Raw genomic sequence first — 14,209 nt, forward strand, 5'->3', positions numbered from 1 at the left:
CTTAAGTTACTTTATGGTATCTTCTGGAACTGCTTGCCGCCTCGGCTTTACCTGCCTTGCTTTTTTACCCTTGAGTGTGACTTTGACCCTGCTACAACCCGTGCAGGCTCAGAACCAGGTTCCTGCTCTACCAGAAGACGCCAGTCAGTCACAGCCGGATTTTACTGATCCGAACAATATCCGTCCCTTGAGTCAAGATAGTAGCCTCCTGAGTATGCCGGGAGGGCAGCGTTTGCTATCGGAAGCCAATAGTGCGATTTCTTCGCAGAACTACGCGATCGCTGCCAAGAAACTCCAAGACGCTCGTCAAGTTTTCAACCAGCTATCTAATTTTTATCAACAACTAGGTTCTAGTTTTTCGGGAATTGATAACCGAGTTTACGAAAGTCAACGTCAAAAGGCAGTACAAGCTGCCCAACTTCGGGATGAGGCGACTTATCAGTTGGCACTTGTACATCGAGCGCAAAATCAGCCAGATTTGGCAGTACCTTTGTTGATTCAGATTGTGCGCTCTCAGCAGCCAACTCGTGACTTAGGGAAGAAGGCTTATCAGCAGCTAGTGGAACTAGGCTTTATCGATACACCTAGCACCACTCCCGCCAGCAATAATCCCCCCGCCTCATCTTCTTCTGCTCCCCAACGCTAAATTAGAGTTAAAGATTGAATTGTGAAGTGTAAACGGGAGTAGAAATGGTTAGCCCAGCTCAAGTAGAGGAAATGATCAAGGCAAAGTTGCCGGATGCTCAGGTACAGGTTCAAGATTTGACTGGCGGTGGGGACCATTATCAAGTGACTGTGGTTTCGTCTCAGTTTGAAGGTAAACGGCTCGTGCAACAGCACCAGATTGTTTATGGTGCTGTACAGCAAGCTATGGCAACTGAAGCTATTCACGCTCTAGCCCTGAAAACTTATACTCCCCAGGATTGGGAGGCAGTTAGGGTTGTTTAAGCCTAACTGAGGACGGTGCTATGCAAGCGCACTAGAAGTAAACTAGACAATAGAGGCATTTCAAGCAAAATTATGACCCCAGAACTAAAAGAGCGGATTGATAGCTTGCTCAAAGAAAACAAAATTGTGGTCTTTATGAAGGGCAACAAGCTGATGCCCCAATGTGGTTTTTCTAACAATGTGGTGCAGATTTTAAATACTCTGGGTGTTCCCTACCAGACGGTTGACATTCTGGATGATTGGGAAATTCGGCAGGGAATTAAGGAGTATTCCAGCTGGCCTACAATTCCCCAAGTTTACATTAATGGCGAGTTTGTTGGCGGCTCGGATATTTTGATTGAGCTGTACCAGAAGGGTGAATTGCAGGAAATGGTTGAAGTTGCTCTTGCTTCTTAAACTCATATTTTGCATGACTGTACATCAGTTTTGAAAAATTTTGTAGGCTGAACCCTTGGAACGAAACCCAGCATACTCCTTGGGTTTCTTTACCACTCCATCGAACCTCAATACGGTTCACTTAGAAGCTCAAAATCCAAAACCTACGTAGGTTGGGTTAAGGAATGAAAGCCAACGCGAATCAGCATTCGTTAGGTTTTGTTCTATGATTATTCTTAAGTAAACCGTCTGAAACTAACAAAAAAATACCCTCAGAAAGTTCTTTAAAATAAAGATTTATCTGAGGGTATTTTTTATTAATTTAATTTGATAGGAGGGGAATCGTACTCAAAGTAGGATATTTCTGATGCTTCAAAAAATGGATTCTATTAACCCAGAATCGGCTACCTGTGGACAAATCGGTAACAAAATTATTAATTATCCACAGGCAACGATTTGAAAGATGTTTCTTTTGACCAACGCAATCCAAAATAGCTAATAGTAGTCCGATTTTGGTTGTGTCTGTGTCTGTGTCATTTCAAAGTTGGACGGATCGTAAATGTATCTGCTGACTTCTTCTTCTAAGCGGTGTATATGAAACGGTTCGAGGGCGCTAGTTTGACGCAGGGCGGCGAGATAGCCATCTAAATACAGCCGCAAATCATCGAAACGATAACCCCGGTTCCACATTTCGACGAGGGCGTCGGTGAGTTTTTGGTAGTAGCGGATGGTTTGTGTATCCTGTAGCATGGTCGGAAGTAAGAAGTGTGAATTATGAAGTATAAAGGGTGAAGCAGGAACAAGGAAAGTTTGATTCTGCGGGTTGTTAGCCAGTTTGGGCAGTGGGCTATAGCGATCGCGTACTTTATCTGAAAATTCCATAGCCAGAACTACAGGTCTTTCTTCAGCGGAATAGCCCAAAACACTCTTCTGTTATATACAAATTTTGTGATGATGGAAATCTCGATTGTGTTCCTTGAGTAATTGCCTTTAAAAAGGTGTCAGTGCGTTTGTGGCAAGCGTCGGGAGACATCCAGCATCGCCGCTGCGGGACTTCCTTGATTTTGTACCTCAGAGAAACATCAAAACTCATATTTCCGGGGCGAACGATAGAGGCGAGGTGCTTTTTAGGGCGCGTACACCAAAAGCGATCGCTTCCTTGATTACTTCTATCGTAGAAAACTAGAGCATCAGCGGCATACATCCCTTGGGCGATTTCTACAATGTTCTGTTTACACTAACCTACCCATTTTGGATTCATCTGCTACAACCTGCTTTAGAGAGCGATCGCTTCTCTACTATCTGCTCGTGGATTTTTTAAGCTATTTTCCAGAGTGGAGACACTCTTTAGGTAAGTTGGGAAAATTTTTTACTAACTCTAGGGTTCTGGCATAGCATCGTTCAGGGGATGATTACTAAACGTTAAGCTTCGTTAACTTTATTGTAACTAGATGCGGGCGGCGATCCCACTTTTGAGTTTCGCTCGAAGGGCCAAAATCAAAAATAGGGTGGCATAATGCGCCTCCGTAGCAGTAGTTACAGAATCATGACATTAGCTTTGTTAATGTGGAACACACCAGCTTGAAGGAAGCCTGCTGCCGTGGGATCGATTTGTATTCAGATCATCGAGGGAAACCCGCACCTGCGATCGCTACTGGGCTGGCATTTACAGCAAGCAAGCTACTGGGTGTGTCAATCCGCTGGAATTCATCACGCTAGAGAGATATATCTCACTCGCCAACCTACAGTCGTTATCCTTGATTCCGACTTACCGGATGGTGATGGTATCGAGTTTTGCCGATGGCTCCAGGAACAGGGACAATCACTCATCTTGATGCTGTCTGCCCGCAACACAGAAGCAGATATCGTTAATGGTTTAAAAGCGGGAGCTGACGACTATCTAACTAAGCCATTTGGGATGCAAGAATTTATGGCACGGGTTGAGGCTTTGGTTCGCCGCGTGCGAGTCACAGCAGCGCCCATGTATTTAGATTATGGCGACCTGAAAATAGACTTAGTACAGCGTCGAGTCCGTTTCAAAGAGGAGTTTATTGACTTAACGCCCCAGGAGTTCAGTTTACTTTATGTACTGGCTCAGGCTGGGGGACTGCCCTTAAGCCGTTCGGAACTGCTGCGCCGCGCTTGGCCTGATGCCATTGATAACCCGCGCACTATTGACACTCACGTTTTGTCCCTACGCAAGAAAATTGAGAATGTGCCGCGACAACCCAGTTTGATTCAAACTGTCCGCAACGTCGGCTATCGGTTCAATCCGGAGATTCTCAATGCGCTGGAACCCAAGACAAATGGTAATACTCGCACCAGAAATGGAAATGGAAACGGTCAGCGTTCGGCGCTTACCAGTTATTAACTCCATTCTTCAGCTGCCTGAGCTTCTGCCTGAATCAGGGTTTCGCGTAGATTAGCCCAGTTTACCTGATGTGCTGTTTTGTCGGTAAGCAGACGGCCATCCTGCAAATATAAAACGCGATCGCAAAACATCTGGGCTAAATCTAACTGGTGATTGACCATCACCACTGCACATCCCTCTAGGCACTGGGTCAAAACTTGCAGAACGCGATCGCTACGACCAGCATCTAGAGCAGATGTCGGCTCATCGAGTAATAATATTTTCGGTTGGATGACTAAAGCACGCGCGATCGCTACCAGTTGCCGTTGTCCTACCGATAATTGCACCTCCGTGCGACCTAACCAATCTTCGGGGATGTGCAGTTGTTCGCTTACCTGTAGCAATTGTTGACTAATTTCCTGCTTTGTGCCGCCTTTCAAAACCAAAGGGTAAGCTAAAGCATCTCTGACAGTCATACCCAAGAGTTTTGGTTCTTGAGGAACCAGCATCACTTGCCGTCGCAACTGAATAACGGGAATTTGACCGTATTCTTGATTTTCCAGATAAATCTTGCCAGATGTTGGTTCATTCAGGCGATTTAATAGGCGCAACAGCGAAGTTTTCCCGGCGCCAGAAGGGCCGATAATAGTAATGCGATCGCCGGAGAATACCTCAAAAGAAATATCCTTAAGCAAATACTGCGAACCCACGGAAGCCGCTAAACTCACCTGTTCTAGCCGCAACACTTCTCTTTTTGTCTTAGTGTCTTCGTAGTTCAAAAAATTAGCTGAAAAAGGCGTATAAAAACAATTTGAGATTATTTTTCTTCTTCTTCCCCTCTCCGCTGCCTAGAGGGGGTTAGGGGGTTAGGTGGTGCTTAGGCACCTCCTAAGATTCCTTGAGTCGTCGCCGTCCACACTGTCCAACCATCTATCAATAACAGCAACAGCGTAAACCCCAACAAAATTAGATACATCCAGGGTTGCGCCAAAGGACGCACATCGGTTGTATCAATTCCCGTCTTCGCTTCCACCAACTTAACCAACCGCGCAAAACCAACTACCCGCATCGGCAGCAAATAAGCTTTTTGTTCCGACTTGCTGACAAAATAGTAAACTATTCCGCCTTGCCCAGTAGTGCGAAGTTTTAATTCCTTTACATCTGCCCAAGGTAACGACCAACCCTTGCGGAAAAAACGGGGAACCCATTTAGGATAAGTCACCTGGATTTTTTCCTCATCCAGAATTACCCGTTCGCTTAACGCAGCATAAAGCGCCATAAACCCTAAGCAAATTCCCACCCAAAGTAACTTAGGCGAGATGGGAGTATCTGACACTTGCGCCAAAAACGGTAAGGGAATCGTTAGCGCCAAGTATAGCGCCATTAGCGTGATCCGAATCAGGGGCGAAATGCGGAAAATAGATTGTGATTCTAATTCAAGGTTTTTTGACACGGCTTTAAACTGATATAGATGAAGCAAGCTCCTCAAACGACGCTTTTGCCTTGCTACTGACATTCTGCGGGCTTACGCCTGCGAACGAGAAATTAACTCCAGACAAGGGACGAACCTTGTCCCCAGAAGCCGTCATATTTAGAGACTTTGATATCGCCTAAAACCTGAGTTTGGCAGGCTAATCGGAGATTTGAAGTGGGAGAATGGGGAGGAAGCGATCGCCTGGTTTTATCCTTCCAGTTCGGTTGGGAAACTTCCCCTTCTACCTCGACTGCACAAGTGCCGCAAGTGCCAATTCCCATACAATTTATAATTTTCGCGTTGCCGTTGTACAGGTCGATGTCATTTAAGAGTAAAACTTGGCGAAGATTCGCACCCTTATTGCACTCAAATGTTTTCCCTTGAGCTGTCACCTTTGGCATAATGATTAATTCAATGGCTCTGCTAACTGGTTACTTTTGTTAAGTATATTTTTACATTTATTTACAAAAAGTTTCTAAATTATCTCCCCATCTAACTTGTTCATGAACTCAGATAAAACAAACCAGATTTGGATATACGACACGACACTGCGAGACGGCGCACAACGCGAAGGACTATCGCTGTCGCTGGAAGATAAATTGCGGATTGCCCGAAAGTTAGACAAAATGGGCATTCCCTTCATTGAGGGCGGTTGGCCTGGGGCGAATCCCAAGGATGTGCAATTTTTCTGGCAACTCAAAGAAGAACCACTCACCCAAGCGGAAGTAGTGGCGTTTTGTTCGACTCGCCGCCCCAACATCAGTGCGGCTGAAGATCCGATGCTGCAACCGATTTTGGCGGCTGGTACTCGTTCGGTGACAATTTTCGGCAAATCGTGGGATTTGCACGTTACAGAGGGGCTGAAGACCAGCCTAGAAGAAAATATAGAGATGATCCGAGATACGATTGAGTATCTGCGAAGTCAGGGACGGCGAGTGTTTTACGACGCGGAACACTGGTTTGATGGTTACAAGCAGAATCCAGATTATGCGATGCAGACGTTAGAGAGTGCGATCGCTGCTGGTGCAGAATGGGTGATACTGTGCGACACCAACGGCGGCACCCTTCCCCACGAAATTAGTCAAATTGTGAAAAATGTTGTCACAGCAATTTCGCAATTTTCAATTCCCAATTCCCAATTCCCAATTCCCCAGATAGGGATTCACACTCACAACGATTCTGATGCAGCGGTAGCGAATGCGATCGCAGCCGTCATGGAAGGAGCCAGAATGGTTCAAGGCACCATCAACGGCTACGGCGAACGCTGCGGTAACGCTAACCTTTGCTCAGTAATTCCCAACTTGCAACTAAAACTGGGATATAGCTGTATCCAAGACGAACAACTAGCTCAACTTACAGAAGCTTCTCGCCTGATCAGCGAAATCGTCAATCTCGCCCCCGACGAATACGCCCCCTTTGTTGGACGTTCTGCCTTTGCTCACAAAGGCGGCATTCACGTTTCCGCCGTCGAACGCAACCCTTTTACTTACGAACACATTCAGCCACAACAGGTAGGCAACGAACGCCGAATCGTTGTTTCCGACCAAGCCGGATTAAGTAATGTTTTGGCAAAAGCACGTAGCTTTGGCATAGACCTAGATAAGGGAGATCCCGCCTGTCGCGACATCCTGCGCCGACTCAAGGAACTGGAGAATGAAGGCTTTCAATTTGAGGCAGCTGAGGCGAGTTTTGACTTGCTGATGCGCGAAGCTTTGGGACAGCGAGAGCAAATGTTTGAACTCAAAGGCTTTCAAGTTCACTGCGATATCGTGCAGAATGCCAATGCCCTCGCTACGGTGAAAGTCGCCGTCAATGGCAAAGACATTTTAGAAGCTGCGGAAGGAAATGGCCCAGTTTCGGCGCTGGATGAAGCATTACGCAAAGCGTTGGTGAACTTCTACCCAGAAATTGCCGCCTTTTACTTGACAGACTACAAAGTGCGAATCTTAGACAGTGGCGCGGGTACTGCGGCGAAAACTCGCGTGCTGGTGGAATCAAGTAATGGGCATCAGCGCTGGGCTACTGTAGGCGTTTCCAGCAATATTCTGGAAGCTTCTTATCAGGCAGTTGTCGAAGGGATTGAATACGGTTTGCTGTTGGGAGCAAGGCGAAATGACAGGCGAAACCCCTCTCCTACAAAGATATGACCAATCACCGTAGCGCAGGCATCTCGCCTGCGCGATGTCCTACAAATAACGGGATGGCTACTCATCTTCATTTTCAACCTCAATCAAGTCCTCCAAGTACACTTCGATAAACTTCTTTGCCGCAGCTGGTTCTATTCCCTGGAGAGCCTTCACAATATCTCTAACCGTCTCAGCTGTCGGATCTCTAATTTCATGAACCCAGCGGTAAACACTGCCACGTTCAATTCCTAGAGCCACTGCTAATCTGTTCTGGCTAATACTATAAGATTCCAACACCTGCTTTAGAGCTTCGCCTGCTTTTCCCATGCCTCTGATCGTGTCAGAGGCTTATGACGTAGTAAATGTGTGCCTAATGGATTACATACTGTACAATCAAACGTAATCCATTAGGACGACGTTAGCGTTAGCCAAAAATCAGGTGAAGCAAAATGCACAAAAACTTTCTTTCCCAAGCAAGCGAAACATCTGCCGTTCCCTTCTCCACCAACGCCTCTGCCGTACCATCGCCAAATCGAGAACCCCTCAAGGTGTTGGTGATTGGTTCTAAAAAAGTGTCACCAGTACGATTCTCACGCTGTACTGCTTGGGTTTTGCTGAGGTTAGCGAGTGGAGTCCCCTTTCACCTGCTTCAAATCCTGGCGAGGTGATGAGTATCTTGACGCGGCGGATTCCGATTAATTGAATCAGCGACAATAAAACTAAGTCACTGCGAGGTATAGGCAAATGGTTCTATCTGCCCAGGAACTAGAAGAGATGATGCCTGATGCTACCCAGTTGTATAGCGATGAACCAGAAATGGAAAGTTCCTTACACTATATGCAACTGCTGTTGCTCGTCAGCTGTCTAGAATGGCTGTGGCGTGACAGAGAAGATTATTTCATCGGTGCCAATCTCACAATATATTTTAGTCGCCAACAACTGCGAAATCGCGATTTTCGCGGCCCTGACTTTTTCTTAGTCAAGCAAACCCAAAAGCGTCCTCGCAATGCTTGGGTTGTTTGGGAAGAAGATGGCAAGTATCCCAATTTGATTATCGAGTTGCTATCAACTTCTACCGCTACGACAGACCGGACTTTAAAGAAAGATTTGTATCAAGACCGCTTTCGTACACCAGAATACTTTTGGTTTTCCCCAGATATGCTGGAATTTGAGGGCTGGAGGCTGATGGGGAATCGGTATCAGGAAATTGCCCTTAACGACATGGGCTGGCGTTGGAGTGAGGAGCTAGGCTTGTATCTGGGTGTTGAACAGGGGCAGCTACGTTATTTTACTCCAGAAGGCGATCGCGTACCGACACCAGAGGAAGCAGCTCAACAAGCAATCCAAAACGCTCAACAAGCTCAAGCCCAAGCTCAACAAGCTCAAGCAGAACTAGAACAAGCTCAAGCCCAAGCTCAACAAGCTCAAGCAGAATTAGAACAAGAACGCCTTCGCGCTCAACTGCTGGCTGAACGATTGCGATCGCTTGGTCTAGATCCAGATTAATATCTCTGGAAAGATGACGGCACAATAACTGACAATGCTTTCGGGATAACTCGGAATCGTGCTGGCGTTTCGGTTGTGCGTTCGCCATCAGTGTTGATTGGGTAAGGCTTGCGAGTATGTAACTCAATGTCTTTGCCGCTAATAGTTCTCACTCCCTTACCCTTGACAGATTTACCCGATAATGCAAGTGGTATTAGCGGCAGCATTTCCCACCAGTGCTGAATTTCCAAGCTATGCAGATCCAGCCTTTGGTCGTCAATGGTGGCATCATCGGCAATCACCAAGCCACTGCCGTAATACCGACCATTAGCCACAGTAATCTGCAAGGTTTTAAACTCGATAGATTGTCCATCTGACAGGACATCTACCCAAAACGGTCGCACTGTCCAGATTACCTGTAACGCGGTGACAATATAGGCTAAAACTCCCCAATGCCGCTTTAATTTTTTGGAAACTCGGCGATTTACTTCCGCACTCAGCCCAAGACTTGCAATATTAAAAAAATACTGACCATTCACCCAGCCCAGGTCAATTTGATGAACTTGACCACCAGCAATAATTTTACAAGCTTCAGGCAATGACTGGGGAATGCCGAGGGTTCTGGCAAGATTATTAGCTGTACCTAAAGGTAGAATTCCCAAAGGTAAATCTGTATCTAACAATCCCTCCACAGAGGCATTGACACTACCATCTCCACCTCCAACAATGACCATATCAATCTGTTGGCGGTATTGCCGGATCAAGTCCGAATACTGTTTGGGGTTTCCACTGTGTGGCTCCACCAGTTCAAAACCCAGCTGTTGCAATTGTTGCATTGCTTGCTGCCGAGCGTTGTAACCGCGTCGAGACTTAGGATTAATTAATAGCAATGCCCGCTGACTCATCTGCATTTTTTAAGGCAATCAGTCGTAGGAGAAAGAAATTACCACCATCCTCCAAGCCTCAAGTATATGCTTAGGGTTGCAGCATCAGGTAATATTTATTATGTGGGGAAGCTGCAAATCGCTCAAGCAGGGTTAGATTTTTCCCGGTTAAATTTCTCAAACAGGCTAGGGACAAGGATTTTCCAATCCAAAATTGAGATTTAACAATCCAAAATCCAAAATCCAAAATCCAAAATCGATTGGCGGGTGGTAGTAATTACCGTACATTAGTCCCAAAAAGACTTGCCAGAATGCACCATTTTACGCTACAAGAGATAAGGATTGCTTCCGCGAGCGCACCGAACTCCACGCAATAAAAAGAAGCGGGAAGCTTTTTCACTTTAGTATTTGCAAAACTGATTTCTACTATATGAGACAGCAAGTTATTCACCCAATGGTGAAAATGCAGCGTCAGGTGCATTCACTTGTAGAATCCAATATCCTCAAGCCTACTGATAGCCTCTGGAAAATTGCTTTCCTTTACGGCGATGAGTGGCCTCACTGGAAAAAAGAACTACTTGAATTTGACTTTACGATGCAAGATCCAGTCAGCGCCTTGTTAGAGGTGGAAGCCTGGGACGACGAGGACTAAAGGCAGGCGGTCAAAGCTTCAGACAGTTCTTTTGCTGACTGATAGCGATCGCTTGGCCTGGGTTCTGTCACCTTTTCAATCAGCTGCCGCACTTGGGGTGTAATTGTCGGCACCCCTTCTACATTAAATCGGTATCCCATACCCCGCCGTTGATAATACTTTTGGGGGCTTTCGCCGCTTAAAAGGAAAATCAGTGTCGGGCCAATGGCATATAAATCTGATTGGGTGACTGGCTGACCTCGGTCTTGTTCTGGCGCACTGTAATCTGGCGCACCGATGCGCGTCCCTGGTGGCGTGCCAATTTCTTTTACTGCTCCAAAATCTAAGACGACTATTTGATTGTCGCGGTAGCGCACCATCAAATTAGCGGGTTTAATGTCGCGATGGATTAGGGGCGGGCTTTGGCTATGGATATAGCCCAAAATGTCGCAGGTTTGAATCATCCACTCAATCGCCTGATTGAGTAGGACTGGCCCTTTTTTATATATGCGCTTTTCTAAATCTTCACCCTGGATTAGTTCCATCGCTAGGTATTTCTTGCCTTCTTCCACAAAGAAGTCATAATACTGAGGAATTCCGGGATGATTCAGGGTCTTTAGAGTGCGGGCTTCGCGTTCAAAGAGTTCTTTAGCTTTGGAATTTTGAGCCATGTCGGCGTTCATTTCCTTTAGCACCACTAAAGATGCGCCACGCGGACGTTGAGAGTCCAAAGCTTGATAGGTAGTTCCCATTCCGCCTTGTCCCAGCGTCCGCAAAACTTGGTAATGATGAATGAACCGCTGCACCTGAACCACAGGTTGACCGCAGTGAATACAGAACAAATTACCAGGTGGATTTCCCTCGTGGGTGCAAGGGTTGAAGATTGGGGATAGGAGGGGCTTACGCCCTCCAGCTAGCAGAATTCCTTTGTCCCCCCCTTGGTTGTAGGGGGGAATGAGGGGTACTGGGGCTGGGAGAGAGCTGGGAGCGATCGCATAGGACTGAGCGCTGATTTGAAATTTCAGCACTGGCCCCCCTCGCGCCAACTGGATCAGGCAATCATCAGATACAATTCCGTGGGACATCAGGATGCCATTAACAAAGGTGCCATTCGTACCTTGATTAACTAGCAGCCATTGCCCGGACGTAGTTTTCCCATCACTGTTTGCTTCAGAATTGCCAATTCTCCGAAGTTCCAGGTGATGCCGGGAAACCATGCCATCATTGAGAACCACGTCATTATCGGGAGCGCGACCAATCCTAATGGTGTCGTGCTGGAATTCCCAATGCTCTTGGGGCGCGGATGACTGTGAATCTAGAAGGGTCAGCGTAACCATAATCATTTTGAGTTTTGCGGAGCCGTAGATTTCCGTTGCTCCGGAGTTTTGAGTTTTGTGCTTTAAGTCTTTAATTCAAAACTCAAAACCCAAAACCCCCAACTTTTAGAAAAGCTGCTGATGCTCCAGGTCGGGTCGCACTTTCGCCCGGATTACCACTGCTGTAATGTTATCGTGACCGTTGTGCTGATTGGCCAGATCAATCAATTGCATCAACCCCTGATCCAGGTTAGCTCTGGAACTAAGGAGAGGCAACAGGTGAGTTTGCCAGTGAGTTTCAAGCAGGTCATTATCTGATAGACCATCGGAACATAAAATTAGCAAAGTATCTTCATTAAGTTCCATAAACTGGACATCAGGACGAACAAACTGTTCATCTCGCGGCCCCAAGGCTTGGGTAAGCTGGTAGGCATCGGGGCGAGAGTAGGCGAGTGTGGGTTCTACTCCTCGCTGGATTTCCCGTTGACCGACTTCGTGATCTACGGTGACTTGCTCTAAGCCGAGTTTGCGGCTGAGGCGATAGAGACGACTATCGCCGACGTGAGCGATCGCTACCTTAGTATCCTCCACCAATACCAACACCAGAGTAGTACCCATGCGGCCGCTGCCAGAGCGGGCGTTTTGTTGGTTAGTATCGTAAATTGCTTTGTTGGCTAAATGTATCGCTTCACGGATGCTGTCTTCCGATGGCAGATGGTCTTGCCAATTAGCTTTGAAATATCGCTTCAGCGTGTCCACAGCCATCAATGATGCTACTTCCCCACCAGCGTGACCCCCCATGCCATCGCAGAGAATGTATAAACCACGCGCCTGCACAGTGCGACCTAGTGGGGTTTCCTGCTTCTTGACTTGTGTCTGGATGCCGAAGTTGTCCTCATTGTGTTCGCGTTGTCGCCCAATATCGGTGTAACCAGCATCATCGAGACTGAGCAACTGCATCGGTAGAATGATGGTGGGCATATCATCGCCCTCGCTGCTGTCTGCTGATGTGGGCAGATCCTGACGACTTACTTTTTGTTGTTGGTTGGATTCGATTTCACTAGCGATTTCTTCTAGACGCGAGCGCACTTCTGAAGCCGTGGAAATCTTACTCCCGCGCAAATCCCGAAACAATTGATCCAAAGAATTAAATTGTGTTCGCTGGGACTGGTAGAATAACCCCTGCCACATTTGCCCCAGATCGTGTAACGTTATTGGCGTATCTTCTGATTCTGCATACAACCTTTGCAGACACAGTGTTTGGTCTTCATCCACCCGCAAATTCGACAATTCCAGCAAACTCTGACGCATCTGCCAGGGTTCCAGTGATGCCCACAATTTTGCCATCTCATCTAGCCAGTACAAAATCTGCAACATTGGCATTTGGGCATTCTTCCAAAGCTCGATGAGCAGAGGCAATTCGGAGCGGTCTTCTAGTAGCACCACGGAAGTTTCATTTTCCTGCCACGCATCGTGAATTGCTGGCACAGTTGGATAAAACTTATTGTGTAAATCCAAATATGCTCTAACTATGCCCGGAATGCTTTTGGCGGAGAGAGTGTCTTCTGAAGCTGTCGTCGATTCTGACTTTGCACTATCAACCACAGCTTCCAGCAAAGACTGTTGAAACGGTTGAGTATCCAAAACTCTCACCATCACCTCAGTGACTCCGGAATTTTGAGGCGGACTATCCAGCAATTGATAACGCTTTTGCTGGTCTAAATATGTTTGTTCTGGTGGCTTTGTTTCTTTGTCTTCTGGAATACTGCTATCAACGCTCTGTTGCTCATCAGAACTTTCCTCAGCCGGACTTAGGTCAATTGCTTCATTTGCTCCCAACGGTTGTGTTTGGTCATCAGCTGATGAAACAGAAACCGTTGGTGATAGTGGAGATGTAGTTGAGGTCAAATCGAGGGTGTCTTCTGCGGCCTCTACAGATGCAGGTGATACCTCTACCTTTGGAGTATCGAGTAGCGGGACTGTAGTAATGTCTTCCTGTTCTACAATAATTTCTGGTGGTATTGTTTGGGCGACTGAGACATCAGACGACGGCTGTGTTGTTTGAGTTGTAGAGGCAATTTCTGCAACCTTGTCGGCAGAATCCGCTGACGCTTGTGAGGTTGCTTGTGGGACAACTGACAATTTTGGCTCGATAGAAAGAATCGCCCACCTGACAGTTCCCGTCTCCTCACCACAATTTGGGCAATTTTCCAGATTAAAAGGCACATGAGTAGTGCATTGAGGACAAACTTTGTGGGTTAGGGAAGTTCCACATTTTTGACAAAACTTGTTGGTATTGGGGTTTTCAAATTGACACTGGGGACAAACAAGCATGGCGGAACTTCCTCAATTCCCTTGTGGTGTGTTGAATCGAAATAAAGACAAACTAACTGCTTTTCTAGTTTGCCATGTCGCACTCGAAGCTTCCAACCTCATTAGGCAGAAGTTTCTAGTATGCGTCAATAGACTTTGATGGAATGGCATTGGCTGGTTGAAAGGAAAAAATAAATTTCCGGCTTAAAGCTAAAGTAGGCTAAACTTTCAACCCCTTGAAATGGGTTGTCAGTTATCAGCCTCGTAGATACCCAGTGGCTTCTCCAAGAGTCCTTTATTTTAGGGC

The 14,209-nt window shown here is 46.6% G+C and carries 17 protein-coding genes; 8 read left to right on the forward strand and 9 right to left on the reverse strand.

All coding sequences use genetic code 11. The annotated features are described in order from the left end of the window. Positions 1 to 13: 13 nt before the first annotated feature. From H6F63_RS07180 to grxD, 3 genes are all read left to right on the forward strand, one after another. Complete coding sequence (locus tag H6F63_RS07180; RefSeq protein WP_190421982.1) at positions 14 to 646, forward strand: hypothetical protein; 633 nt, start codon at positions 14 to 16, stop codon at positions 644 to 646. A 44-nt stretch (positions 647 to 690) separates the two neighbouring features. Next, complete coding sequence (locus H6F63_RS07185) at positions 691 to 948, forward strand: BolA family transcriptional regulator (RefSeq protein ID WP_190421980.1); 258 nt, start codon at positions 691 to 693, stop codon at positions 946 to 948. Positions 949 to 1,020: 72 nt separating this feature from the next. Continuing rightward, on the forward strand, positions 1,021 to 1,344 hold the full coding sequence (gene grxD / locus H6F63_RS07190; RefSeq protein ID WP_190421978.1) for a Grx4 family monothiol glutaredoxin: 324 nt from the start codon (positions 1,021 to 1,023) through the stop codon (positions 1,342 to 1,344). Between the two features lie 474 nt (positions 1,345 to 1,818). Here grxD and H6F63_RS07195 read toward each other — a convergent pair whose 3' ends face one another. Beyond that, positions 1,819 to 2,073 (reverse strand): DUF6761 family protein, encoded by a 255-nt coding sequence (locus H6F63_RS07195; protein ID WP_190422140.1) that lies wholly within the window; start codon positions 2,071 to 2,073, stop codon positions 1,819 to 1,821. 154 nt (positions 2,074 to 2,227) lie between these two features. Continuing rightward, positions 2,228 to 2,527 carry a hypothetical protein gene (locus H6F63_RS07200; RefSeq protein ID WP_190636103.1) on the reverse strand — a complete coding sequence of 100 codons (300 nt, stop codon included), beginning with the start codon at positions 2,525 to 2,527 and terminating at the stop codon, positions 2,228 to 2,230. Positions 2,528 to 2,923: 396 nt separating this feature from the next. On the opposite strand from H6F63_RS07200, the gene H6F63_RS07205 reads away from it, so the two are divergent. Then, positions 2,924 to 3,694: a winged helix-turn-helix domain-containing protein gene (locus tag H6F63_RS07205; protein ID WP_190636104.1), complete on the forward strand. Its 771-nt coding sequence runs from the start codon at positions 2,924 to 2,926 to the stop codon at positions 3,692 to 3,694. On the opposite strand, the gene H6F63_RS07210 is transcribed toward H6F63_RS07205, so the two are convergent. The 3 genes from H6F63_RS07210 to H6F63_RS07220 form a co-directional block, all read right to left on the reverse strand. After that, entirely contained in the window at positions 3,691 to 4,452 is a 762-nt protein-coding gene (locus tag H6F63_RS07210) for an ATP-binding cassette domain-containing protein (RefSeq protein WP_190636107.1), read from the reverse strand. The two genes, H6F63_RS07205 and H6F63_RS07210, sit on opposite strands and share 4 nt — an antisense overlap. 98 nt (positions 4,453 to 4,550) lie before the next feature. Next, entirely contained in the window at positions 4,551 to 5,057 is a 507-nt protein-coding gene (locus H6F63_RS07215; protein ID WP_199297846.1) for a hypothetical protein, read from the reverse strand. Positions 5,058 to 5,218: 161 nt separating this feature from the next. Next, entirely contained in the window at positions 5,219 to 5,548 is a 330-nt protein-coding gene (locus H6F63_RS07220; protein ID WP_190636110.1) for a 2Fe-2S iron-sulfur cluster-binding protein, read from the reverse strand. Between the two features lie 102 nt (positions 5,549 to 5,650). Here H6F63_RS07220 and cimA point away from each other — a divergent pair, with 102 nt between their 5' ends. Continuing rightward, the gene (gene cimA / locus H6F63_RS07225) at positions 5,651 to 7,294 is read left to right on the forward strand and encodes a citramalate synthase (RefSeq protein ID WP_190636112.1); all 1,644 of its coding nucleotides are present in this window, start codon (positions 5,651 to 5,653) and stop codon (positions 7,292 to 7,294) included. Positions 7,295 to 7,351: 57 nt separating this feature from the next. Here the strand turns inward: cimA and H6F63_RS07230 are convergent, their stop codons facing one another. Next, positions 7,352 to 7,600 (reverse strand): helix-turn-helix transcriptional regulator, encoded by a 249-nt coding sequence (locus tag H6F63_RS07230; protein WP_190636114.1) that lies wholly within the window; start codon positions 7,598 to 7,600, stop codon positions 7,352 to 7,354. A 122-nt stretch (positions 7,601 to 7,722) separates the two neighbouring features. Between H6F63_RS07230 and H6F63_RS07235 the strand changes: the two genes are divergently transcribed. Together H6F63_RS07235 and H6F63_RS07240 are read left to right on the forward strand one after the other, a co-directional pair. Beyond that, complete coding sequence (locus tag H6F63_RS07235) at positions 7,723 to 7,941, forward strand: hypothetical protein (protein ID WP_199297821.1); 219 nt, start codon at positions 7,723 to 7,725, stop codon at positions 7,939 to 7,941. A gap of 76 nt (positions 7,942 to 8,017) precedes the next feature. Further along, the gene (locus tag H6F63_RS07240) at positions 8,018 to 8,779 is read left to right on the forward strand and encodes a Uma2 family endonuclease (protein ID WP_190636116.1); all 762 of its coding nucleotides are present in this window, start codon (positions 8,018 to 8,020) and stop codon (positions 8,777 to 8,779) included. Here H6F63_RS07240 and H6F63_RS07245 read toward each other — a convergent pair. Then, positions 8,776 to 9,663, reverse strand: coding sequence for a lipid kinase (locus H6F63_RS07245; RefSeq protein ID WP_190636118.1), 888 nt, complete (start codon positions 9,661 to 9,663; stop codon positions 8,776 to 8,778). The two genes, H6F63_RS07240 and H6F63_RS07245, sit on opposite strands and share 4 nt — an antisense overlap. A 409-nt stretch (positions 9,664 to 10,072) precedes the next feature. Between H6F63_RS07245 and H6F63_RS07250 the strand changes: the two genes are divergently transcribed. Next, positions 10,073 to 10,294 carry a DUF4327 family protein gene (locus H6F63_RS07250; protein WP_190636121.1) on the forward strand — a complete coding sequence of 74 codons (222 nt, stop codon included), beginning with the start codon at positions 10,073 to 10,075 and terminating at the stop codon, positions 10,292 to 10,294. Here H6F63_RS07250 and H6F63_RS07255 read toward each other — a convergent pair. Further along, positions 10,291 to 11,610, reverse strand: a complete 1,320-nt coding sequence (locus tag H6F63_RS07255) for an FHA domain-containing serine/threonine-protein kinase (RefSeq protein ID WP_190636123.1) — start codon at positions 11,608 to 11,610, stop codon at positions 10,291 to 10,293. The two genes, H6F63_RS07250 and H6F63_RS07255, sit on opposite strands and share 4 nt — an antisense overlap. Positions 11,611 to 11,715: 105 nt before the next feature. Next, a complete protein-coding gene (locus H6F63_RS07260; protein ID WP_190636124.1) occupies positions 11,716 to 13,923 on the reverse strand; it encodes a serine/threonine phosphatase in 2,208 nt (735 codons plus the stop codon). Positions 13,924 to 14,209 lie beyond the last annotated feature (286 nt).

Source organism: Trichocoleus sp. FACHB-40 (assembly GCF_014695915.1).
Lineage (GTDB): Bacteria > Cyanobacteriota > Cyanobacteriia > Cyanobacteriales > FACHB-T130 > Funiculus > Funiculus sociatus.

Excerpts from the sequence above, each read along its gene's own strand:
- H6F63_RS07185 (WP_190421980.1), top strand. The coding sequence starts at position 691 with ATGGTTAGCCCAGCTCAAGTAGAGGAAATGATCAAGGCAAAGTTGCCG.
- H6F63_RS07195 (WP_190422140.1), bottom strand. The coding sequence starts at position 2,073 with ATGCTACAGGATACACAAACCATCCGCTACTACCAAAAACTCACCGAC.
- H6F63_RS07260 (WP_190636124.1), bottom strand. The coding sequence starts at position 13,923 with ATGCTTGTTTGTCCCCAGTGTCAATTTGAAAACCCCAATACCAACAAG.
- cimA (WP_190636112.1), top strand. The coding sequence starts at position 5,651 with ATGAACTCAGATAAAACAAACCAGATTTGGATATACGACACGACACTG.
- H6F63_RS07215 (WP_199297846.1), bottom strand. The coding sequence starts at position 5,057 with ATGGCGCTATACTTGGCGCTAACGATTCCCTTACCGTTTTTGGCGCAA.
- H6F63_RS07255 (WP_190636123.1), bottom strand. The coding sequence starts at position 11,610 with ATGGTTACGCTGACCCTTCTAGATTCACAGTCATCCGCGCCCCAAGAG.
- H6F63_RS07180 (WP_190421982.1), top strand. The coding sequence starts at position 14 with ATGGTATCTTCTGGAACTGCTTGCCGCCTCGGCTTTACCTGCCTTGCT.
- H6F63_RS07220 (WP_190636110.1), bottom strand. The coding sequence starts at position 5,548 with ATGCCAAAGGTGACAGCTCAAGGGAAAACATTTGAGTGCAATAAGGGT.
- grxD (WP_190421978.1), top strand. The coding sequence starts at position 1,021 with ATGACCCCAGAACTAAAAGAGCGGATTGATAGCTTGCTCAAAGAAAAC.
- H6F63_RS07245 (WP_190636118.1), bottom strand. The coding sequence starts at position 9,663 with ATGAGTCAGCGGGCATTGCTATTAATTAATCCTAAGTCTCGACGCGGT.
- H6F63_RS07230 (WP_190636114.1), bottom strand. The coding sequence starts at position 7,600 with ATGGGAAAAGCAGGCGAAGCTCTAAAGCAGGTGTTGGAATCTTATAGT.
- H6F63_RS07200 (WP_190636103.1), bottom strand. The coding sequence starts at position 2,527 with ATGTATGCCGCTGATGCTCTAGTTTTCTACGATAGAAGTAATCAAGGA.
- H6F63_RS07235 (WP_199297821.1), top strand. The coding sequence starts at position 7,723 with ATGCACAAAAACTTTCTTTCCCAAGCAAGCGAAACATCTGCCGTTCCC.
- H6F63_RS07250 (WP_190636121.1), top strand. The coding sequence starts at position 10,073 with ATGAGACAGCAAGTTATTCACCCAATGGTGAAAATGCAGCGTCAGGTG.
- H6F63_RS07240 (WP_190636116.1), top strand. The coding sequence starts at position 8,018 with ATGGTTCTATCTGCCCAGGAACTAGAAGAGATGATGCCTGATGCTACC.